At 72.2% G+C, this 20,560-nt stretch carries 13 protein-coding genes; 5 read left to right on the top strand and 8 right to left on the bottom strand.

Annotated features, from left to right (window positions below):
* The first annotated feature begins 52 nt into the window (after positions 1 to 52).
* Positions 53 to 979, top strand: coding sequence for a CDP-diacylglycerol--serine O-phosphatidyltransferase (pssA, locus tag WMF39_RS36245; protein ID WP_437741044.1), 927 nt, complete (start codon positions 53 to 55; stop codon positions 977 to 979).
* A 13-nt stretch (positions 980 to 992) separates the two neighbouring features.
* On the opposite strand, the gene WMF39_RS36240 is transcribed toward pssA, so the two are convergent.
* The 3 genes from WMF39_RS36240 to WMF39_RS36230 form a co-directional block, all read right to left on the bottom strand.
* A complete protein-coding gene (locus WMF39_RS36240; protein ID WP_437741043.1) occupies positions 993 to 1,322 on the bottom strand; it encodes a hypothetical protein in 330 nt (109 codons plus the stop codon).
* A gap of 436 nt (positions 1,323 to 1,758) precedes the next feature.
* Positions 1,759 to 3,273 (bottom strand): lamin tail domain-containing protein, encoded by a 1,515-nt coding sequence (locus WMF39_RS36235; RefSeq protein ID WP_437741042.1) that lies wholly within the window; start codon positions 3,271 to 3,273, stop codon positions 1,759 to 1,761.
* Positions 3,274 to 3,569: 296 nt separating this feature from the next.
* Positions 3,570 to 4,907, bottom strand: coding sequence for an STAS domain-containing protein (locus WMF39_RS36230; RefSeq protein ID WP_437741041.1), 1,338 nt, complete (start codon positions 4,905 to 4,907; stop codon positions 3,570 to 3,572).
* Positions 4,908 to 5,360: 453 nt separating this feature from the next.
* Here WMF39_RS36230 and WMF39_RS36225 point away from each other — a divergent pair, with 453 nt between their 5' ends.
* Both WMF39_RS36225 and WMF39_RS36220 read left to right on the top strand, forming a co-directional pair.
* Positions 5,361 to 6,188 carry a tetratricopeptide repeat protein gene (locus WMF39_RS36225; RefSeq protein WP_437741040.1) on the top strand — a complete coding sequence of 276 codons (828 nt, stop codon included), beginning with the start codon at positions 5,361 to 5,363 and terminating at the stop codon, positions 6,186 to 6,188.
* Positions 6,188 to 7,150, top strand: coding sequence for a glycoside hydrolase family 75 protein (locus tag WMF39_RS36220; RefSeq protein ID WP_437741039.1), 963 nt, complete (start codon positions 6,188 to 6,190; stop codon positions 7,148 to 7,150). Before WMF39_RS36225 ends, WMF39_RS36220 begins: the two co-directional genes overlap by 1 nt.
* Positions 7,151 to 7,223: 73 nt before the next feature.
* Here the strand turns inward: WMF39_RS36220 and WMF39_RS36215 are convergent, their stop codons facing one another.
* Positions 7,224 to 8,474, bottom strand: a complete 1,251-nt coding sequence (locus tag WMF39_RS36215; protein ID WP_437741038.1) for a hypothetical protein — start codon at positions 8,472 to 8,474, stop codon at positions 7,224 to 7,226.
* 1,160 nt (positions 8,475 to 9,634) lie between these two features.
* Here WMF39_RS36215 and WMF39_RS36210 point away from each other — a divergent pair.
* The gene (locus WMF39_RS36210) at positions 9,635 to 11,092 is read left to right on the top strand and encodes a formylglycine-generating enzyme family protein (protein WP_437741037.1); all 1,458 of its coding nucleotides are present in this window, start codon (positions 9,635 to 9,637) and stop codon (positions 11,090 to 11,092) included.
* Positions 11,093 to 11,121: 29 nt separating this feature from the next.
* Positions 11,122 to 14,097 (top strand): glycosyltransferase, encoded by a 2,976-nt coding sequence (locus WMF39_RS36205; RefSeq protein ID WP_437741036.1) that lies wholly within the window; start codon positions 11,122 to 11,124, stop codon positions 14,095 to 14,097.
* An 83-nt stretch (positions 14,098 to 14,180) separates the two neighbouring features.
* On the opposite strand, the gene WMF39_RS36200 is transcribed toward WMF39_RS36205, so the two are convergent.
* From WMF39_RS36200 to WMF39_RS36185, 4 genes are all read right to left on the bottom strand, one after another.
* Positions 14,181 to 16,919 (bottom strand): Kelch repeat-containing protein, encoded by a 2,739-nt coding sequence (locus WMF39_RS36200; protein ID WP_437741035.1) that lies wholly within the window; start codon positions 16,917 to 16,919, stop codon positions 14,181 to 14,183.
* A gap of 682 nt (positions 16,920 to 17,601) precedes the next feature.
* Complete coding sequence (locus tag WMF39_RS36195) at positions 17,602 to 18,375, bottom strand: DUF6748 domain-containing protein (RefSeq protein ID WP_437741034.1); 774 nt, start codon at positions 18,373 to 18,375, stop codon at positions 17,602 to 17,604.
* A gap of 508 nt (positions 18,376 to 18,883) precedes the next feature.
* Positions 18,884 to 19,513 carry a class I SAM-dependent methyltransferase gene (locus WMF39_RS36190; protein WP_437741033.1) on the bottom strand — a complete coding sequence of 210 codons (630 nt, stop codon included), beginning with the start codon at positions 19,511 to 19,513 and terminating at the stop codon, positions 18,884 to 18,886.
* A gap of 14 nt (positions 19,514 to 19,527) precedes the next feature.
* Complete coding sequence (locus WMF39_RS36185; protein ID WP_437741032.1) at positions 19,528 to 20,481, bottom strand: LysR family transcriptional regulator; 954 nt, start codon at positions 20,479 to 20,481, stop codon at positions 19,528 to 19,530.
* Between the last annotated feature and the right edge of the window lie 79 nt (positions 20,482 to 20,560).

The following is a 20,560-nucleotide window of genomic DNA, read 5'->3' as shown; positions in this document are numbered from 1 at the left end:
CATCGGTCAGCGGCCTTCAGCCGCGGCGCCCCTATCCCGCGGGATCGCCACCATGTCAGAACATCCTCCAGCAGCGTGGGACACCGGCGTCGGGCCGTGGTGTCCCGCGGGCCCGGGGCAGGCGACGAGCGCGCGCCCCGAGCGCCCTCGCGGCGAGGTGGCGCTGGAGCGGCCGCGGCCCGCGCCAAGGCGGGCCCTGTACCTCCTTCCCAACCTGATCACGCTGTCCTCGGTCTTCTGCGGCTTCGACGCGATACGGCTCTCGGCCTCCGCGCGGTCCGACGGCGACCTCCGGCGCGCCGCGCTCCTCATCCTCGTCGCGATGCTCGCCGACACGCTCGACGGCCGCGTCGCGCGGATGACCCGGACCGAGAGCGCGTTCGGGGTCCAGCTCGACTCGCTGGCCGATCTCGTCTCCTTCGGCGTGGCCCCGGCGCTGCTCGTGTATCAGGGGTCGCTCCACCGCCTCGGTCTCGCCGGCGTGCTCGGCGGGTCCGTGTTCGCCGCGTGCGGCGCGATCCGGCTCGCCCGCTTCAACGTCCTCTCCATGGGCGAGGCGGGCGGGCCGCCGTCGCCCGCGAGGTACATCGTGGGCCTCCCTGTCACGGGCGCCGCGGGGATCCTGATAGCCATCGTCATGACCCGCCACGGCGCGGGCGGGCAACTGGGAGGCGCCGGCGTCGCGCCGGCGGTCCTCGCGACGACGCTGCTCCTCTCGATGCTGATGGTGTCGACCCTCCGGTTCCGCTCGTTCAAGGATCTCCGGCCGGGCCCCCGCACGCTGCTGGCCATCGCGCTCGCGCTCGGATCGAGCGCGCTCCTCTCCGTCCGCTGGGGGCCCGCGCTCGTCCTCGCCGGGGGGCTCGGCGTCTATGTCCTGCTCGGCGTCGTCGAGTCGCTCTGGCGGCTCCCGGCGCTGCGGCGCGGCGCTCCGGCTGCGCTCGAGGCGCGCGCCGGGGGAGGCGAGGAGCGGCCGTAGCGCGGCCCGCCGATCACGGCCTCCCCGACTGCCAGTACCCGTTCCCCTGCTGCTTCCACCACTTCACCTCGGCGCTCGGGGACCCCGGCCACGCGCGATAGGTGTAGATCCCGTCGTCCAGGAGACAGATCGGGTCCTGGTGCTCGTGGCTCAAGCAGACCTTCCCGGGCCCTCTGTCGTACTCGAGGTAGTAATCCACCTGTTCGGGGTCCTGTAGCCCATCATTCCAGATATTTTTCGTTCGTGCCTCCCATCTGCCCATCGACACATAGGTGAACGTTCGATGGGTGGTCCCGGTGACCCCTCCGGCCCTGGTGGTCGGCCCGGAATACGCATAGATCATCATCTGCGCATAGGCGGCCGCCGACGTGAGCGACACGACGGCCAGGGTAGCGAGACCGCGGCGTAGCCTGCTCATGGATCACCCCTCCTGCCATTGAGAGAACGATGCTCGTCTCGAACGATCGGCTGTACGTCAGGCCTCTCTCCGGCCTTGACGCGGTTCACCCTCTAGAGCCCTGGCGCTGACCGTCAACCCTGTGTACCGGCCTCCGGGGTATACCCCTCGCGCGGCCGCGAGCAGGCTCGTGCTGGCGGCGCACGCGGCGCTTCAGCGCTCGACCTCGATGGGCTGTCGCGGAGATCTGGAGCGAAGGAGCTGGTTGGCCGCTCGGCGGGACCAGCCCGATCGACTCCTCTGCAAACGCTGGTTCAGGGGCGGCCGTGGGTCACGACGACCTGGGGCCAGCGGGGCAATCCACGCTCGTCCGGGCGGCGCCTCAGAACGCCGATCCGTTCGCGCGACGGCCCGGAGAGGCGCTCGCGCCAAGGGTGCTGTGCAGGGCGAAGGGCGCTCCCGGGGAGGCGTCGGGGCTGCGGTTCATCGAGACGCCGTCCTGCGCCGCGAGCCCGCTCGCGTAGGTGACGGTGTCCACGGTCGCGCCCGAGGCGTTTCGCAGCCTGACCGTGTCCCCGCTGTTGCCGAAGTTCAACGACCCCGTGGACGCCGCGACGGCCCCGCTGCCGCTCGGCACGGCGGAGGCGCCGCCATACACCACGATGGCCGTCGAGGGCGCGAGCGACGCGCCGGTCGGGAAGGTGTGGCGCGTCGACGTGCCGTCTGAGAGCGTCCACCCGGCGATGGCCGCCGCCGCCGTGCCGACATTGACGATCTCCACGAACTCGCCGGTCGTGTTGCTGCCCGGCTCGTTCGCGAGGACCTCGTTGATGATCACGGCGGCGGTGCCCGTGCCGCCGCCCCCGCCGCCGGCCCCGCCGCTGCCGCCGGCCCCGCCGCTGCCGCCGGCCCCGCCGCTGCCGCCGGCCCCGCCGCTGCCGCCGGCCCCGCCGCCGCCGTCGGGGACCAGGAAGTCGCGCACGACGCCCATGTGCTGCATGTTCGAGGCGCCGCTGTCCGACGAGAGCGCGGGGCTGATCTCGGAGAGCGGCGAGTAGACGCGCGTGTCCGCCACCAGGCCGTTCGCGAAGCTGCTCCCGCCGATCACGACGGCCGTCTCGTACGCCTCCAGGTCGCCGTCGACGAGCACCCAGTCGTAGGGCTTCGTCCTGCCGGCGTTGGTGTTCGCGTTCCCGTTCCCGTCGGCGGGATAGGGCCCGGCCGTGACGACGACGTCCGAGAGGCTCGAGACGCACGCCTCGGTCCGGCTCCCCGTGTTGAAGTCGCCGCCGATCACCAGGTAATCGCCCTGGGCCACGTTCGCCTCGATGAACGAGACGAGGTTCTGCGCCTCCGTGTCGCGCGCCGCCGCGCTGGACGTCAGGAGGTGGACGCTGATCGCGAACACGTGGCCAGGGCCGGGGATATCGATGCGCGCCCACGCGAAGTCCCGGTTGCTCACCGACGTGTCGTCCCACTCGCCGGACGCCACGATCGGCCACCGGCTCACGATCCCGTTCGGGATCTGCGCCCCGCTCTCGCGGTAGTAGCTGAACCCGGCGCCGAACGTCACGTCGATGAAGGCGCGGAGCTCGGAGGTGGTGTTGCCGCCGTAATTGAACTCTTGCAGCAGGGCGATATCTGGCTTGATTCCCTGCAGGATGCGCTTGCCGTGCCCGGGATCGTAGCTCTGGTTGTTGCCGCTCGTGATGTTGGCTGCCATGAGCCGGACGCGCGTCGACAGCGCATCGCTGTGCTCGCCGAGGAGCTCCGCCTCCGCGCCCTCGTCCACGTCGAGCGGCGGATAGGCCGCGCACGCGGCCATGGCGAGCGCCGAGGCGAGCAGAGGCAGCCGAACCCATAAGCATCGCTTCAAGAGGGAAGACGTCGATCGCATGGCGCTGCACCGGACCTTTCTGGGGATCGTCTCCTGAAGCATCCCCTCGAATTTCCCGCGAAGATTCACAGGGAGTCGGGGAGACGGGGAGTGAAATACCACCGATCTCCCCGTCTCCCCGTTGAATTCTTCTCTGAAAACGCCAGCAAAACGAGGGGTTTGTCAGGAGCGCCTCATTACAGCACGGAACGAGGGCGCGGCGGTGTCGCGTTCGTCCCTGTTCCATGCAGTGATGATGCCGTTCCGGTCACGGACGGACGACACCCGACGTCGGGCGCGCTGGTCGGCTCAGCGGCTCAGCGGCTCGCCATCGCGAACGCGATCCCGCTCTGGAGGGAGCTCTTCACCGCGCAGCGGCCCATGTCCGCGCCGCGCTCGGCGAGGCGCTGGGCGACCTCGGGGCGGATCCCCGTGAGGACCACCCGCGCGCCGAGGAGGCCCGCGACCCGCACCGCCTCGAGCAGCGCCTCCATCGCCGGCGGATCGATCTCGTCCACGCCGGTCAGGTCGATGATGGCGATCCGCGTGCGGCGGTTCGCGATGCCGCGCGACAGCGTCTCGATCATGCGGCGCACCCGCCCGGCCTCGAGCGGGCCGATGAGCGGCACGACCACCACGTCGTCGCGGATGGGGATGAGCGGCACGGACAGCTTCGCCAGCGCGGCGTCCTGGGCCTTGATCACCTCCTCCTGCAGCCGCGCGCGCTCCTCCTCGGCGCGCTTGCGCTCCGTCAGATCGATGCCGGTCATGATGACGAACCGGACCCTCTCGTCCCTGCCGCGCAGGACGGCGCCCGACCACGCCGTCACCCGGCGGGCGCCGTCTGCAGCCGTCCACGGCACCTCCACCTGCTTCTTCGACCCGCCCGCGCCGAGCTGCTCGAAGAGGCCTTTGAGCTGCGCCGACGCGTGCGGATCGGGCGTGAGATCCCAGAGGAACCGGGCCTCCCGGAGCCCCCGCGCGCTCCCCAGCGCCTGCTCGGCGGCGCTGTTCATGCGGACGATGCGGCCCCGCGCGTCGAGCACCACGATGAGGCCGTCGACGAGATCCATGACGGCCGCCATGAAGTCCCGCTCCCTGCTCAGCATCTCCTGCCCGTGCTTGCGCTCGAAGATGCGGCCGAGCTGCCGCGCGATGCGGCCGATGGTCGCCGTGAACTTCCCGTCGTCCGCGTGCTCGGCGTCGGAGAAGAACTCCAGCACGGCCACGACGTCCGCGCCGACCACCACGGGGAACGCGAACCCCGTCTTCACGCCCAGGTTCCTCGCGAGCCTGGCGCGCGGGAAATTGGCGTCCATCGTGACGTTGCGCACCCACGCCGGCTGCTTCGAGGCGAGCACCCTCCCGGGGAGACCGAGCCCCGCGGTGAACTGTGTCGCTTCCGTGACAGCCTTGAACGTCGCGAACTTTGCTTCATCGTTCAGGTGCCAGAGCGCCGTGGGAAGGAGCAGAGACGGATCGTCCGCGGCCGGCACGTACGCATGCCCGACCGGCCAGCCGAGGTGATTGCAAATGTGCGTGATGGTGCGATGCAGCGCCTCTTCGACGCTCGCTGCCTCGTGGACGTCGACGGTGACCACCCGGAGCAGGTCCACGAGCGACGGCTCATCCGTCAGGACATTGTCGAGCCTCAATCGAGCTCGCGCCGCCAGTTCATCCGAGCGTTTGAGGGGGCAAGTCATGCATGAAGCCGTACCATGCGCCATGTATCGAATCCGTTTCGACGCGGCGTCGTCGGCGGTCCGCTCGTTTCGCTCGTTCGCCATGGACCGGCGCGGCGCGCGCGGCCCCTGGCCAGCGCCGCGGCGCCGCGGTGACCTCGCCGGGCGGGCGGCGGGCGCGCCGGGGATGCTGGGAGATCACGGCGCTCGCCATCCGAGTCGTCCGAGTCGTCGCTGGACGGTGGTGCGCTCTTCCCCTTAAGGTGTCGGCCGCCGCGGCGAGGCGGCGCGCGCGGGCGCGCGGGGCCGTGAAGCAGGCGACGGCCATGGCGCCCTCTCCGGCTTCTACTCCGGTTTCTGACCGCTTCTGACCGCTTCTGACCGCTTCTGACCGCTTCTGACCGCTTCTGACGGACAAGGATGATGATGCTCTCGAACTGTCTTCGCCGGTGTGCGTTCGTTGTGACGTTGCTGGCTGGCGTGCCGGCGCTCGGGGCGCCTCCGCCGGACGGCGCCGCGGCCGAGGCGCAGCAGGCCGCCCGGACCAAGGCGCACGAGGGGCTCAAGCTGTACGGCGCGGACCGCTGGCAGGAGGCGTTCGACGTCTTCCAGGAGGCGGATCGCCTCTTTCATGCGCCGACGCTGGTGCTCTACATGGCGCGGTGCCAGCGCAAGCTCGGCCGCCTGGAGGCCGCGCGCGATCTGTACGAGCAGGTCCTCGGCGAGCCGCTCCCGGAGGATCCGCCGACGGCGTTCCTCGAGGCGCGGAAGGACGCCGAGACCGAGCTCGCGGGCGTGCGCGCCGCGCTGGACGCGGCCGCGGTGAAGGCGCCCCCTCGCGCCGAGCCCGCGGCGCCGGCCGGGGCGGAGGGCGGCGGCTCGCTGGTCCCCGCCGGCGTCGCGTTCGGGCTCGGGGCGGTGGGCATCGGCGTCGGCGCCGTGACCGGCCTCATGTCGCTGTCGCAGGTCTCGGACATCAGGTCGCGCTGCGAGGGCCGGCGCTGCCCGGCCGAGCTGCAAGGCGACGCGGATGCAGCGGCCACGCTGGGCCATGTGTCCACCGTGGGCTTCGCCGTGGGCGCGGCGGCGGCCGCGGCGGGGGTCGTGCTGCTCGTGGTCCGGCCCGGCGGCGGCAGCGCGTCCGAGGCCGCGGGCGCGCCTGCGGCTGCGGGCGCGCCGCCGCGAGCGCCGCGCGGCGTGGTCTGGAGCGCCGGGGTGGGCCTCGGGCGGATCGAGCTCCAGGGGACGTTCTGATGCGAGCGCTGGCGCCAGGCGCGAGGAGGGCGTGGATCGGGGGAGCGCTCGCGGCCTTGGCGCTCTCCGGCGGCGGCGCGTGTACGAGCCTCTCCGGGGTCGGCGATCTCGTGTTCGGCGCCGGCCAGGGCGGGGGAGGCGCAGGTCAGGGAGGCGTCGGCCAGGGAGGCGTCGGCCAGGGAGGCGCAGTCGGGAGCGGCGCCGGCAGCACAGGCGGGGGCGGCGCAAGCGAGGGAGGCGCTGGCGCCGGCGAGGGAGGCGCTGGCGAGGGCGGCACAGGCGGGGGAGGCGACGGGGGCAGCGGCGGCGGCGCCGGCGAGGGTGGCGCCGGCGAGGGCGGAGCCGGCGGGGGTCAGGCGCCGGGCCCTCCGACGGCGGCGGAGCTGCTCGCGCTCACGGCGTCGTGCCGCCCGGCCTCGTTGGGGGTCTTCAGGAACGCGTTCGACGGTAACGCGGAGCCTGGCATCCCTGTCTGCGGGCTGAACGGGGCGTACTTCTGGCAAGCCGGGATGGGGATCGACTGCGACGGTCTATCCCATGAGTCCTCCGAGTGTCCCTCATCGACTGCTCACACGGCGCTGGCCGACTCGCAGGGAAACGCGCTCGACTCGGTCCATCTCCCGTTCGTCGTCGCCCCCAACAGCTGGCCCGACGAATGCGACGCGGTGGCGTGGAATCACAAAGACGCCGGTGTCGAGCTGGGGGCCGTGGTGGCGGTCATCCGCGGCGACACGGTCGCCTATGGCATCCTCGGCGATACCGGGGAGTGCGATACGATCGGGATGGGATCGTACGCGATGGCGCAGGCCGTAGGCATCGAGCGGCCGGGCGCCGGGGTGGAGAGCGGCGTCACCTACATCGCGTTCGCGGGGCCGCGGGCGGTCGTGGATCCTGTCGAGGACCACGCGAAGGCCGAGGAGCTCGGGATCCAGCTCGCGGCCGAGCTCCTCGCGGCTCCCTGAGCGAGCGGCACGGGAGCGGGAGGATCGCCGCGGGGTGGCGCAGGGCCGCCCCGCGGCGCCTGTCATCGCGACGTCAGTTGCACGTCGCGGTCTGGCAGGCCTCCATCTCTGCGGCGCACGCCTCGCCCACGCACGTGCTGCAGGCCTCCGCGTCCTCGCCGCTGCACGCCTCGTTGCAGGCGCCGTTCCCCCCCGTCATCTGGCAGGCGAGCGCCGCCGAGAGCTGGGGCCCGACGCTCTCGCAGCTGTTCACCACGCAGCCGTAGACCGCGGCGTCATCCTGGGCGTTGCCGAGGCACTCGAACGCCTCGGCGCACGTGGTCTTCCCGTCGCCGAACCACGTCGCGGCGACCATGCCCTCCTCGGTGTCGCAGTTCTCGTAGGCCGGGGAGCGCGGGAAGTACGGCCCGATCAGCATGCACATCTCGTCGCGGCTGGTCAGGCCCTGCGCGATGTTGCGATCCTCGACGTTGTTGAACTCGCAGCGGTAGTCCAGGGACTCTCCCGCCTTGACCTCGAGGAACGGCGTGAACTCCTCGGACGGGACCCCCTCCCACCTGTCGTGGGCATAGAGCTCCGTCATCGTGCCGTCGAGATCGACCTTGTGCGCGACGTAGCCGACGCCGCGGCGGTGCATGTGCGACTGGATCCTCACCACCGAGATGTCGTTCTCGGTGACGCAACGCATGCGCGCCGTGGACTTTCCGTGCGCTGGCACGCTGATGAAGGGGTTGTAATGGAAGAGCATGCCCGCCTCGACCTTCACCTCGTCGTCCGCGATCGTGTAGAGGTTGATGCGCGCGTCGGTCTCGATGGCCTCGGGCGACGCGTTCACGTAATGGGTGTTCATGAGGAGCACCGTGCCCGGCGCGACCTTGAGCGCCACGCCCTCCGGGAGCTCGCCCAGGAACGAGTTGCCGTCGGGCGACTGGGAGCCGGCGACCACGCCGGTGGCTTCCCAGTCGGCCTGGGGGCCGTCGTTGCAGTCGTGGACCTGGCTCGCGTCCAGGGCGACGCCCCGGCGCGTCTCGGTCGGGATCGACGTGTAGGGCGTCGCGTACAGGAGCACATGGTGGCTCCCGCCGGAGTACCGCACCATCTCCCGGTTGACGTTGAGCCCCTCCGGCGGCGCGACGAAGAGCTGGCAGCGCTCGATCTCCTGCCCCGGCTCGAGCGTGGAGACCATCCGATACTGCACGCCGGTGCCCTCGGCCGGCGGCGCCAGCAGCTCGTCCTCGGAGGGTTGAGGGCCGGAGTCCGAGGAAGAACAGCCGAAGAGCGCGGCTGCGCCGAGGAGAGCAATGAGTGAGGTCGTTGTTCGCATGCGTTGATCCCTGCCGTGTGTTGGTATCGCATCTCGCGCGCGCCGGTCGTGTCGCGCGCACATGGCTCCCGGGGGCTCGCGGAGGGGCGCGCACCCGGGGAAATCGATCGACGCCGGCTGGTCCGCGCCGGCACGTCCGCGGCCGGCCTCATCCCATCGAGGGCGGAGGCGGACGGATAATGAAGTCATCTCCAGGATCGAGGGCGGCCGCGCCCGCTCGGCCGGTCCCGCGAGCCCCATCTCGGAGAGCGGCCGAGCAGCGTGTCGATGGCGAACCGCACCTCGAGGCGAGCCAGCGTCGCCCCGATGCAATAGTGATTGCCGCCGCCGAAAGCAATGTCCTTGTCGGCGCCCCGCCGCAGATCAAACGTGGACGCGCGGGGGTAGATGATCGTACCGCTCACCATGTCGACACGTACGCTCGGCGCCGTGCCGAACTCCCCACTGTCCTCGCTGCCATCCGCCGCGGCGAGGGGCGCATGTGGCGACTTGGCGGTTCCCTCATGCCGGCAGGATGGGGGAATCCCCCCACCACCCACACGTGAGTCTGTCGCGAGAGCGAGGACAGGCTGTGCTCGTCCAGCCGCTCGCAGCTCGCGGTTCAAGGCGCGCTGCGGGTCATTCGCTGTGAGCTCCCACGCTGAACGATCGGTCGTCAGGCGGCCATCGCGCAGCAAGGATGCGACGTCCTCAGCGCCGGAGGACGAGCCACGCGCCCCGCGCTCGTCCTCGTGACATGGCACATCGAACGCCTCGGCCGACAGTGCGTACATCCTTTCGCTTCGCTGTGAGCTGTGGCCAGGGCGCGCTCGACCGCGGTTGAGTCCGGCGTCGAGCATCGCTGGATGCCATACGGACGAGCGCCTGTCGAGCCTCGATCCCGGCCCCGATGGGTCCGCCGGAGCGGCGTTGGAGGGCCGTTTTGTAGCTGTTTTCGCGGCGGTGCCGGTCAGATCATGTGTTGAGTGAAGAACTGTAAAGACGTTTTGATAAGCGTGATGTCGCGAGCGCGGCGCAAGGTAGCGAGGTAGGGGCGCGCGCCGGCGCGCCGCTCTTCCGGCGGGGCGAGGGCGATCCGGGCGCTCACCGCCGCTCGGGCGCCTGCGCCGCTCGGGTCGCTGTGAGCGCACCTTGGCCGCGCTCTCTGGTAGCGTGGGCCCGTGCAGCCTCGCGTCACTGCCTGCCGCGTCCTTCCTGCGCTCGTCCTCGGAGCGGCCGTCGCCCTCCTCGCCCCGGCCTCGGCGCGGGCCGCGGATCCGGCGCCCGCCCTCGCGATCGACCTCGGGGGGGTGCAGCTGGAGCTCGTGCTGGTGAAGGCGGGGCGCTTCCGCCAGGGCTCGCCGCCCGCGGAGGCCGGGCGCGGCGACGACGAGGCGGTCCGGGACGTGACCCTCGGCCGCGACTTCTACCTGGGGAAGTTTCCGGTCACGGTCGGGCAGTTCGCGCGCTTCGCCGCGGAGACCGGCTACCGCACGGAAGCCGAGGTCGGCGTCTCCGGCGGGTTCGGGTTCGACGGCAAGGGCCTCTCGCAGCGCAAGGAGTTCACCTGGAGGACTCCCGGCTTCCCGCAGACCGACGTGCACCCGGTGACGCTCGTGACCTTCAAGGACGCGGGCGAGTTCACCCGCTGGCTGACGCAGAAGACCGGCCGCGCCTTCGACCTGCCGACCGAGGCGCAATGGGAGTACGCCGACCGCGCGGGGACCCAGACGCGGTTCTATGCGGGGGACAACGACAGCGCCGCGGCCGCCATCGGGTGGTTCAAGGGCAACGCGGGGAGCGGGACGAGGCCTGTCGGGCAGAAGCAGCCGAACGCCTTCGGCCTGCACGACATGAGCGGCAATGTCTACGAGTGGTGTCGCGACTGGTACGGCCCCTATGCGCCCGGCCCGGCGGTCGACCCCGAGCAGACGGCGCCCCCGGCCGGCGACAAGCCCCGGCGCGTGCTGCGCGGCGGATCGTGGCTCAAGGACGCGAAGCACCTGCGCGCCGCGGCGCGGTACCGCAACGACCCTGGCAGCCGCAACGCGGACAACGGCTTCCGCGTGGTCGCCGCGCTCTCGGCGAGCGCCCCTGCCACGGCGCCTGGGCCGACCCCGCCGCCGGCGGCGACCGCGCAGGCGCCGCGCTCGAGCTCCTGGTCGACCGCGGCGACGGTGGGGTTCATCGGCGGCGGCGTCGTCCTGGCCAGCGCCGTCATCGGCCTCATCGGCCTGCTCGTGCGCCGCGCGGTCGGCCGCAGGCCCATGGCCGGGGCGCCACCCGGCGTGACGTTCCGGCCGCAGGGCGACGGCTTCTGGCTGCACGCGCCCCCGCACCTGCACGGGTCGATGCTCCACTACCGCTGCCTCGTGAAGGGCGCGATGCGGCGCGCGTCGGTCCCGATCGAGCCGGGCCCGCGCGGGCAGTTCGTCTACACGGGCGGCGTCCCATCCGCCGTGGAGGTGGAGCAGATCGGCGCGGCCGCGTGGGCCGCTCCGCGCGCGGCCGGGTGGGCCGCGGCGCCGTCCGCCGCGCCGCGCGCGGCCGCCGCGGGGCACAGGGCGCGGGACCGGATCTCGAGCGCGCCGGACGTGGCCGCTGCCGCGCCGTTCCGCGGCTATCCGTCGGCCTACTGAGCCGCGCCGCTCGATCTCACATGGTTCGCATGTTCCGCAGCTCCCGCATGCGCCGCCCGCTCTGCGCCGTCTTCGCCGAAGCGCCCGCGCACCGCGCCCGCGCCGGCCGCACGCTGCGCGCGCTCCGGCTCGCCGGGCTCGCGCCGGTCGATCTCACGGCGGCGCCGCTCGCGGCCGCGGCGGAGGCGCTCGCGGCGGGGCCGGTGTGGCTCGTGCGCGGGGGCGCCTGGCCTGCGCCCTCCGCGGCGATCGAGCCGGACCCGTTCCCGCCGCCGAGCGACACCGGGCTGCCGCTCTGCGCGCTCGGCGCCGTCCTTGCGCCGATCGACCTCGCCGCGCCCTCCGTGCCCGAGCCGGACGCCACGGCGTGGACCGAGCTGCTGCGCGCCACGGGCGGCGAGCTGAGCCGCGCCGCGCGCGCCCGCCGCGCTCCGGGGCTGCCCCGCGCGGCGAGCGTGTACCTCGACGGGGCGCTCGCCGCGGGCGTCGCGGCGCGGCTCGGCGCGGGCGAGCCGCTCGACGCCGCGCTCCAGGGCGAGCTCGGGGCGCGGCGGGCGCGCGTGGTGCGGCACGCGCCGCTCGACGTGTGCGACGGCGCGGCGCTGCGGGTCGCGCAGGTGGTGACCAGCCTGCAGCAGGGGGGCGCCGAGCGGATCGCGATCGACCTCGCGAGGGAGCTGCCGCGGCGCGGCGTGCGCTCGCTCGTCTGCGCGGTGTACCGGCCGACCCGCGCCACGTTCGCCGCGCCGCCGGAGGCGCTCGATCTGTCCGATGCGCGCGGAGACCGGGAGGCGCGCTTCGACGCGCTCGCCCGTGGGCTCGCCGCGTGGGGCGCGGATCTCGCGCACGCGCACCTGTTCGACGCCGAGGACCTCGCGCGGCTGTCCGCGCGCGGGTACCGCCCGCTCGTCACGGTGCACAACGTGGCCGCAGGCTGGCCGGCGGGGCTCGATCGCCTCGCTCCGGACGACGCGGCGCTGCTCGTTGCGTGCGCGCGCGCGGTCGAGGCGGAGCTCGCGGAGCGCGCGCTGCCGATCCCGGCGCGCACGGTCTGGAACGGCATCGACCTCGCGCCTGCCGAGGCGGCTCGCCGGGCCGAGGCGGCGGACGCGCCCGGGTCGGGGGAGGCGGTGCGCCGATCCCGGTCGGCGGAGGCCGCGGCGTGGCGGAGGCGCCTCGAGATCGCGCCGGACGACCTCGTGCTGCTCGCCGTGGCGAACCCGCGGCCGCAGAAGCGGCTGCACCTGCTGCCTGGAATCCTCGCGGCCACGCGGGCCGCGCTGGCGGCGGCCGGCGACCCGCGGGCGGCTCGGCTCGTCGTCGCCGGGAGCGCATCGCCGGGCAGCGAGCAGGCGCTGGCCGCGGAAGCGGAGATCCGGCGCGAGGTCGACCGGCTCGGCCTGCGCGCCGAGGTGCGCTTCGCCGGGGCGGTCGGCGACGTCGCCGGGCTGCTCGCGGCGGCCGACGTCCTCGTGTCGCCGAGCGCCCACGAGGGGCTGAGCCTCGCGCACCTGGAGGCGCTCGCGGCGGGCCTCCCGGTCGTCGCGACCGGCGCCGGCGGCACCGCGGAGATCGCGGCCGAGACGCCGGCGATGGTCCACCTGCCGCTCGACGCCGCGCCCGAGCGGTTCGCCGGGGCGATCGTGGCGGCGGCGCGCACCGGCGCCGCGGGCGACGCGCGCGGCGGGTCGACGAGCGGCCGGGAGGCCGTGGCGGAGGCGCGCGCCGGCGTAGGGCCGTCGAGCGGCCGGGAGGTCGTGGCGCGGCACTTCAGCCTCGCGCGGATGGCCGAGGGGTATGCGCGGCTCTACCCGCGGGCGATCGCGCGGAACCGCGGTGTGCACCGGGGCGACGGGCTGCTCCTCGTCACGAACAACTTCTCGATGGGCGGGGCCCAGTCCAGCGCGCGCCGGCTGCTGCTCGGCCTCGCGGCGGCCGGCGTGCGCGGCCGGGCCGCCGTGATCGAGGAGCAGCCGGAGTACCCGACGCCGGGGCGCCGCGCGCTCGCGGCCGCGGGCATTCCGGTGCTGGCGGTGCCGCCGCCGGCCGACATCGAGCCGGCCGAGGCGGTGGAGCGCCTGCTGCGCGCGATGGAGGAGGACCCGCCGGAGGCCGTGCTGATGTGGAACGTGATCGCCGAGCACAAGGTGCTCCTGGCCGACGGGCTGCTCGACGTCCCGCTCTTCGACGTCAGCCCGGGCGAGATGTACTTCGCCTCGCTGCGCCGGTATTTCGCGTCGCCGCGCCGCGGGCTGCCGTACCGCGCGCCGCGCGACTATGGAGCTCGTCTTGCGGGGGTGATCGTCAAGTACGGAGCCGAGGCGGCGCTCGCCGCCGAGGTGCTCGGGGCGCCGGCGCACGTGGTGCCGAACGGCGTGGCGCTCGGCCCGCGCCCGTCTGCGGCGCTGCGCGCGCCGGCGCCCGAGCAGCGCGCGTCCGGCGGCGGGCACGGGCGGCTCGCGATCGGGACGGCGGCGCGCATCCACCCGCACAAGAAGCTCGACGAGCTCCTCGCCGCGCTGCGCCTCGCGGCGCCGCGCTTGCCGCCGCACGTGCTGCGCATCGCAGGCGGCGTGGAGCGCGGCGCCGAGGCGCACGCCGAGGAGCTGCGGCGGATGGCGGTGGGGCTGTCGGTCGAGTGGGTCGGCGAGCTCGCCGACACGCGCGCGTTCCTGCGCGAGCTCGACGTGTTCGCGCTGATCGCCGAGCCCGCCGGGTGCCCGAACGCGTCGCTGGAGGCGATGGCCGAGGGGCTGCCGGTGGTGGCCACGGCGGTCGGCGGCATGGCCGAGCAGGTGGACGACGGCGTGACGGGCCGGCTGGTGCCGCCGGGCGACGCCGAGGCGCTCGCCGCGGCGCTCGTGGAGCTGGGCGCCGATCCGGCGCGGCGGGCGCGCATGGGGGCGGCGGGGTGGGAGCGCGCGCGGGAGCGGTTCTCGCTGGAGAGGATGGTCGCCGATTACGTGGGCGTGTGCCTGGGCGGGCGGGACGTGCGTAGAGACTAGCCACTACAGCGTTGCCCAAGGACGAATTTGCCGTGGCGAACCGTCGCGATCCGGGCGAAGCGGACGCGATGGCCCCGCGGGCGTCAGGGGGTGTAGATCTCGACGCTCCCGTCGTAATTGCCCACGTTGATCACCCTGCCGTCCGCGAGCAGGAGCATCATGCCGCGCAACGTATAGGGCTGGTCCATCGGCCCCGTCGTGGTCCACGTGTTCGATACCGGGCTGTAGACCTGGGTGCTCCGGAGCATGCCGGCGCCGTTTCGCCCCCCCGCGATGATCACCCTGCCGTCGTTGAGCCGCGTCGCGTCGTGCATGGAGCGGGCGATGATCGCAGGACCGGCTGACCAGGCGTTCGACGCCGGATGATATATCTCGGTGGTCGACAGATAACTCGAGGCATCGCGCCCTCCGACGACCAGCACGTCACCGCTGGCGAGCAGCGTGGCGCTATGTTCTCCGCGAGCGGCAATCATGTCGCTCGCAGCCGCCCACGTGTCGGTCGTCGGATCGTAGATTTCGGTGGTCTTGGTATAGCTATCGTTGCTATTGCGCCGGCCTCCGGTGACCAGCACCTTGCCGTTCTGGAGCAGCGTCGCGGTGTGAGACGAGCGGGGAACGACCATGGGCCCGGCCGTCGACCAGATGTTGGTCGACGGGTTGAAGAGCGCGGTGGGCGCCTGACCGTTGACACTATTGGGATCTCCCCCGGCGACCAGCACCTTGCCGGTCTGAAGCAACGTCGCGGTATGGGAGGTCCGGGCGAAATCGAAGCCCGTGGGTCCCATCGACGACCACGTGTTGGTGGCGGGCGTGTAGAGCGCGGCGCTCTCCAGCGCAGAGACGCTCTCAAAGCCCCCCACGACCAGCACCTTGCCGTTCCCGAGCAGCGTCATCGTGTGCCATGTTCGGTCCACTGGCATGTCGGGCGCGGACGTCCAGGTGTTGGTCGTCGGGTTGTACAGCTCGGCAGTATTCTCGGGGTCCTCGTCGCCATCGTCGTCGTATCCGCCCGTCACGAGCACCCTGCCGTCCTGGAGCCGCACCGCGGCACCGGCGGGGTGGGCCATGGCCATCGGCGCGACGAACTTCCATGTCTCGGCGTCGAGGTCGTAGAGCTCGGCGCTCGCCAGGTACCCGGTCGTGAGGCCGTCGTGCCTGAAGCCGCCCGTGATGAGCACCTTGCTGAAGCCCAGCAGCGTCGCGGTGTGCTGGGTGCGCTTGCTGCCCATTGGCTTGATGGCGATCCAGGTGTTGGTCGCCGGGTCGTACATCTGCGCGCTGTCGGTCTCCGTGCTACTCGCGGTGGTTCCGCCCGTGACGAGCACCTTGCCGCTCAGGAATCGAGTCGCCGTGTGGGACATGCGGGGGGTGGCCATCGACGCGGCCGGGGTCCAGGTGGGCGGCGTCCCCGGGGTGTAGATCTCGGCGCTCGAGAGCTCGTGAGAGTTCGAGTCGGCGCCGCCCACCATCAGCACCCTGCCGTCCGGAAGCAGCGTCGCCGTGTGCTTGTTGCGGGCAACGCCCATCCATCCCGCCGACGACCATGTGTCGTTGCTCGGGTCGTAGAGCGCCGCGCTCGTCAGGTAGGCGCCATTGCGCCCGCCCGCGACGAGCACCTTGCCGTCGAGGAGCCGCGTCGCCGTGTGCCCGCTGCGGCTCGTGGTCATGGGCTCGGCGGGCGACCAGCTGTTGGACCCGGGAGTGTAGAGCTCGGTGCTCGCCAAGTAGGTGGAGCTGTCGCTCTGGCCGCCGGTCACGAGCACCTTGCCGCCCTCGACCGACGTCGCGGTGTGCCCGGAGCGCGCCACGGTCAGGCTCCCGGCCGATGACCAGCTGTTCGTGTTCGGGTCATAGAGCTCCGCGCTCGCGAGGGACACGTTGGAGGCGTTGCTGCCGCCCGCGATGAGCACCCAGCCGTTGCTCAGCCGCGTCGCCGTGTGGTAGCGGCGGGCGGTGGTCAGCGACCCGGCCGGCGACCAGCTATTCGTGTCCCGGTCATAGAGCTCCGCGCTCGCAACCACAGCGCCGTTGTAGCCGCCCACGATGAGCACGTCGCCGCTCGAGAGCACCGTCGCGGTATGCCCGCTGCGCGCCGTGCTCATCGCGGGCGCCCACGTCCAGACCGGGTCGACCAGCGCCGGCTCTCCACCCGCGTCGGCCCACAGCTCGATCGTCGCCCCGCGCACCGCGAGGCGCACGGCGATCGGCCGCCCGCCGCGCGCGTACGCCGCCGGCGCCGTCACGCGCAGCCGCGCCGCGCCGGCCTCGTCGACCACCTCGACCGCGTCCCGCTGCTGCCGGAGCGTCGCGCCCTCGACCTGCCACACCGCCGCGGGCGCATCCGCGCGCGCCACGCCCGCGTCGAGCAGCAGCCACTCCTCGTAGCCCGCGTCGATCGCCGACCAGAACGACGTGCCGCCCTTGCGCGGATACGCCACCGCGCGCTCGGTGAGCTCGCCCTCGCCCTCGGCGTCGAGCTCGCGCACGCGCGCCTCGAACCCGCCGGGCAGATGAAACCGGATCTCGCCCTCGCCGCGGGCCGGCAGAGCGGCGTGCAGCCCGCCGCGGCGCAGCAACGCTGCCTCGATGTCGAGCTCGCGGCTCGGATCGCCGAGCGAAGCGAGCGAGAAACCGCCGTTGACCGCGACGAACGCCTCGCTGGCCTCGAGGACCTGCGCTGCCTGGTCGGGGAACTGCTGCCGCAGCTTGACGCCTGCGGGCGCTTCGGGGCCGCAGCCGGCGCCGCCGGCCAGCAGCGCCCCACCGAGCAACCATGTCGATAAGATGAATAGCCATCGTTGAAATGGTGATTGAAAATGCATCGCTGATCTCCTCTTGAACCACCGGCGCCTAGAGACGGCAGGCCCCCATGTGCGCGTGCGCGTGCGCGTGCGCGTGCGCGTGCGTGAATGCAGAAGGCGTACCAGCCGATTCACGTGGAGAGGCGCGCCGATCTCTCGCCATCCCGCGCTACAATGCTCGTCGGCGCGGTCGCGTGGCCCGTCGCAGGCTGCTGCCCGCTGCCGTCACGTGGCTGGAGCGCGCCCGCGCGCAGCGCCGCCCCCTCGGGCCGGCGCTGCCGCCTCCAGGGCCTCCACGTGACATGTCACGCCGCGATCGTGACATGTCACGTGACATGTCACGCTGCCCTGGCGGTCGGTGAAGCACCTCGCTCGCAGGCTGCCGAGCGAACACGGCCCCTTCGAGCCATGGATAAGTCGTTGCGCTCGTTCAGCTCCCGGCCGTGCGGGCGAGCCCGTTCTGGGTCGCGTAAGCGATCCCGGACTTAGCGTGTGCTGCGCATGACGAGGTTGCCCCAGGTGATGTCGAGCCCGACGAGCGGAGGCTCTCGTTCAACATGGAACGAACCGGTCGGACTCGGCTCCGCAAGCTCATCACCGGAGCAAAAGCGCTTGCCACGGGCGTCATCGCCTTCGCGGCGTTGGCCATGATCTGGTTTGTCGTGAACGCGGCGCGCAAGAAGCACGAGCCGCCCAGCCGGCGTCACTTCAGGCGCAGGTAGAACTCCGCCGCGTCGAGGCGGTTCATCGAGCCGGCCGGGCCGGTGATGACCGTGTGTTGACCGGCGACCAGCAGACCGGGCGTGGAGAGCGCCGTCATGCCGCCTTCGACCTGCTTTACCGTGGCCCCGGACGCGGACAGATCGATGCCGTCGAGTGGACCGCTCAGGTTGGTGTTCAGGCTATGCTCGGAGAAGGAGGGGCAGGGATACGTCACGCACACGATCCCGGCGCTGTCGACCCGAGAAAAGTGGCCCTTCGGCGCATTGCCCGTCGCCCCGAGCCAGATTTCGCTGGCGACGAGGACGTCAGCCGGCCGCGACCGCAGGTCGCCGAGCTGGACCTGCTTCAGGCCGCCGCGGACCAGCGCCTGCCCGGCACCGAACGCCTCTCTGGCTTTGGCCTCGGTCGAGCGATCGAGCCCGAGCCCGGACAGATCCAGCTCGAACATGTGGCATTCTTCTTGCCAAGTTCCATCGGCGCAGCGGGTCACGCTCGTGTTGACGCGGGCGACGAAATGGCCGCCGCACATCGGCGCGGCGCATCTGCGGTAGTCAGGACGGGTCGCGATGAAATAGTCCGCCACGGCGACCTCGGCCGAGGCCAGCGCGCCGACATCGTCCTCGACGTCGAGCTCGGCCTGGGCGAGGTCCCCTGCGACACCGCCCTCGCGCGGGGCTTCGCAGGCGAGCGCTGGCGCGGTCAGCACGCCGAGCAGGGCGAGCAGCGAGAGGCGATGATGGGTGAGGTTGAACATCGATGTTCTCCAGGAGCGGACACGGGTCAACGTGGATGCGAGCGCCTCGGCCGGTCCGCAGGCTCGAGGCGCCTTCATGGGCTTCCACGCGTCGAGGGGGCGAGCTGTCGCGAGCACGTACGCCCCTGCCGCCCTGCCACCTGCTCGCCGTGCTTCGCCCGGAGGCGATCGCCACCAACGAATGAATGTAGTGTGCTACCAGACCTGCCGAGTGAAAAGCTGGCCGGAGCAAGAATTCGACGAGCAACGAGGCGTCGCGAAATCGTCCTGAAGTGACGTGGATTGTGCGAGACTGTCCCCCAAGCTCATCGGTGCTTTACGGAGAGCTTGACGAACTATGCTGGCACGGGATCGCGCCGACTCCGGCCGCGGTTCTGACTCGGATTTTGCCGCTATTGTTGCTCGCGCATCCCCGTCCCCCGGGGCCGAGTGCCGCGGGGAGCATCCGATCTCGGATCGGAGCCAGGGTTGGCTGGTCGCATGAGGGTCGGTCGCAGCGAGCTGCGCGTCATCCCGGCTTTTTCGCCACGAGGAACGCAACCATCTTCCCGCCACCGACCTCCCGCTCCTCGATCTCGACGAACCCTGCCTCGCGCATCTCGCGGAGGATCGCCTCGCGATCGTAGGTGTGGGCGACCGGCGCCTTCCCGAACCAGCGCAGCACCGTGATGATCGCGCCGTAAGGTACCCAGGTGTCGCCGAGGCAGACGTTGGACGAGATGAACGAGCCGCCGGGCTTGAGGAGGTCGAAGATCGTCTTGAGGGTGCGCCGCCGATCGGGGACGAGGTGGAGGATGGAGTAAGCCCAGGCGCTGTCGAAGTGCTCGGGCTCGTACGGGGTAGGTCCGTCCAGCGTGCCCTGGCGAAAGGTGACGTTGGTCGCGCCTTGGGCCTGCTTCTTCTGGTTGGCGATGCGGATCATCTCGCCCGAGACGTCCATCGCGTGGATGTGGCCGGCGAACGGCGACATCTCCAGGGCGAGCGAGCCGGTGCCGCAGCCGATCTCGAGGACCGTCGCGCCCGGGCGCAGGCGCTCGCGGGTGATGGCCTTCTTGCGCTCGAAGGCGGTGACGTTCTCCACCGGCTTGGCGGCGTACTTCTCGGCGATGTCGTCCCAGAACTTGGCGTCGGTGGTCATCGTGGTCGAAGAATCTACGCACGCGGCGCGTCCGCGCCCGGTGCAAGTTCGTGACGCAGGGGCGCAGTTTCGCGCCACCCCTCGGCCTCGCCGCGAAACAGCGCCGCGCGCTCCGTCATCGCCGCGGTGATGCCCTCGCGCGCGGCCCGCAGGCGCGCGTTGTCCCGGAGATCGCGGTGGCTGAGGAGCCAGAAATCGGCGACGTGGCGCAGGTCCGGCTTGGCGAGGCGCTGCAGCCCGGGCTCCGGATCGCCGGCGTACGTGGGTAACATCACGAAGCCGAGGCCCGCGTGTGCGGCCTCCATCATGATCGCCAGCGACTCGAACGTGCCCCAGATGGGAACCTCGGGATAGCTCGACGACGCGACGAGCTCCTTGACGATCCTGAGCACGCTGGATCCGAGCCAGCGCGCGGGGCGCGCGCCGCGCTCGGGGTCGAGCTGGGCAGCGTGCGCGGTCGCGACGTAGTTGCAGAGGGTGATGGGGGCGAGCCGCCGCCCGATCAGGTGCTCCGGCGGGGACGCGCCGGGCAAGAGCGCGCGCACCGCGACGTCGGCCTCGCGCTTCGACAGATCCAGGTTCTTGGCGTCGGCATCCAGCTCGAGCTCGATGCCGGGATGCTGCTCGCAGAGGCCGGCCAGGGCGCGGAGGAGGATCTTCGCGATGAACGGGTCGGTGCAGGTCACCCGCACGGGCCCCTCGAGCCGCGCGTCTTGCCCGGCGAGGCCGCGCTCCAGCGCGGCCATCTCCCGCTCGACGCGCTCCGCCCCCGAGACCATCTCGTTGCCCGCGTCCGTCAGCTGGTACCCGTCGCGGTGCCGGTCGAACAGCTTCACGCAGAGCCGCGCCTCGAGGGCCTCGACCCGCCGCGCCACGGTCGAGTGGCTCACGCCGAGCATCGAGCCCGCCGCGCGGACGGAGCCCGTTCGAGCGAGCGCGAGAAAATGGCGCACGTCATCCCAGTCCACGACGCCCGCCAGCATACCCCTCGCGGGCGCGCCCGACAGATGCAGATGCGAGCCGCCGTGACCGAGGGCGCCGAGGCGC

Source organism: Sorangium sp. So ce1504, assembly GCF_051521635.1.
GTDB classification, from domain to species: Bacteria; Myxococcota_A; Polyangia; order Polyangiales; family Polyangiaceae; genus Sorangium; species Sorangium cellulosum_B.
This window is presented reverse-complemented; position numbering and strand designations above follow the sequence as displayed.

Excerpts from the sequence above, each read along its gene's own strand:
- pssA (WP_437741044.1), top strand. The coding sequence starts at position 53 with ATGTCAGAACATCCTCCAGCAGCGTGGGACACCGGCGTCGGGCCGTGG.
- WMF39_RS36240 (WP_437741043.1), bottom strand. The coding sequence starts at position 1,322 with ATGATCTATGCGTATTCCGGGCCGACCACCAGGGCCGGAGGGGTCACC.
- WMF39_RS36235 (WP_437741042.1), bottom strand. The coding sequence starts at position 3,273 with ATGCGATCGACGTCTTCCCTCTTGAAGCGATGCTTATGGGTTCGGCTG.
- WMF39_RS36225 (WP_437741040.1), top strand. The coding sequence starts at position 5,361 with ATGCTCTCGAACTGTCTTCGCCGGTGTGCGTTCGTTGTGACGTTGCTG.
- WMF39_RS36220 (WP_437741039.1), top strand. The coding sequence starts at position 6,188 with ATGCGAGCGCTGGCGCCAGGCGCGAGGAGGGCGTGGATCGGGGGAGCG.
- WMF39_RS36215 (WP_437741038.1), bottom strand. The coding sequence starts at position 8,474 with ATGCGAACAACGACCTCACTCATTGCTCTCCTCGGCGCAGCCGCGCTC.
- WMF39_RS36205 (WP_437741036.1), top strand. The coding sequence starts at position 11,122 with ATGTTCCGCAGCTCCCGCATGCGCCGCCCGCTCTGCGCCGTCTTCGCC.
- WMF39_RS36200 (WP_437741035.1), bottom strand. The coding sequence starts at position 16,919 with ATGCATTTTCAATCACCATTTCAACGATGGCTATTCATCTTATCGACA.
- WMF39_RS36195 (WP_437741034.1), bottom strand. The coding sequence starts at position 18,375 with ATGTTCAACCTCACCCATCATCGCCTCTCGCTGCTCGCCCTGCTCGGC.
- WMF39_RS36190 (WP_437741033.1), bottom strand. The coding sequence starts at position 19,513 with ATGACCACCGACGCCAAGTTCTGGGACGACATCGCCGAGAAGTACGCC.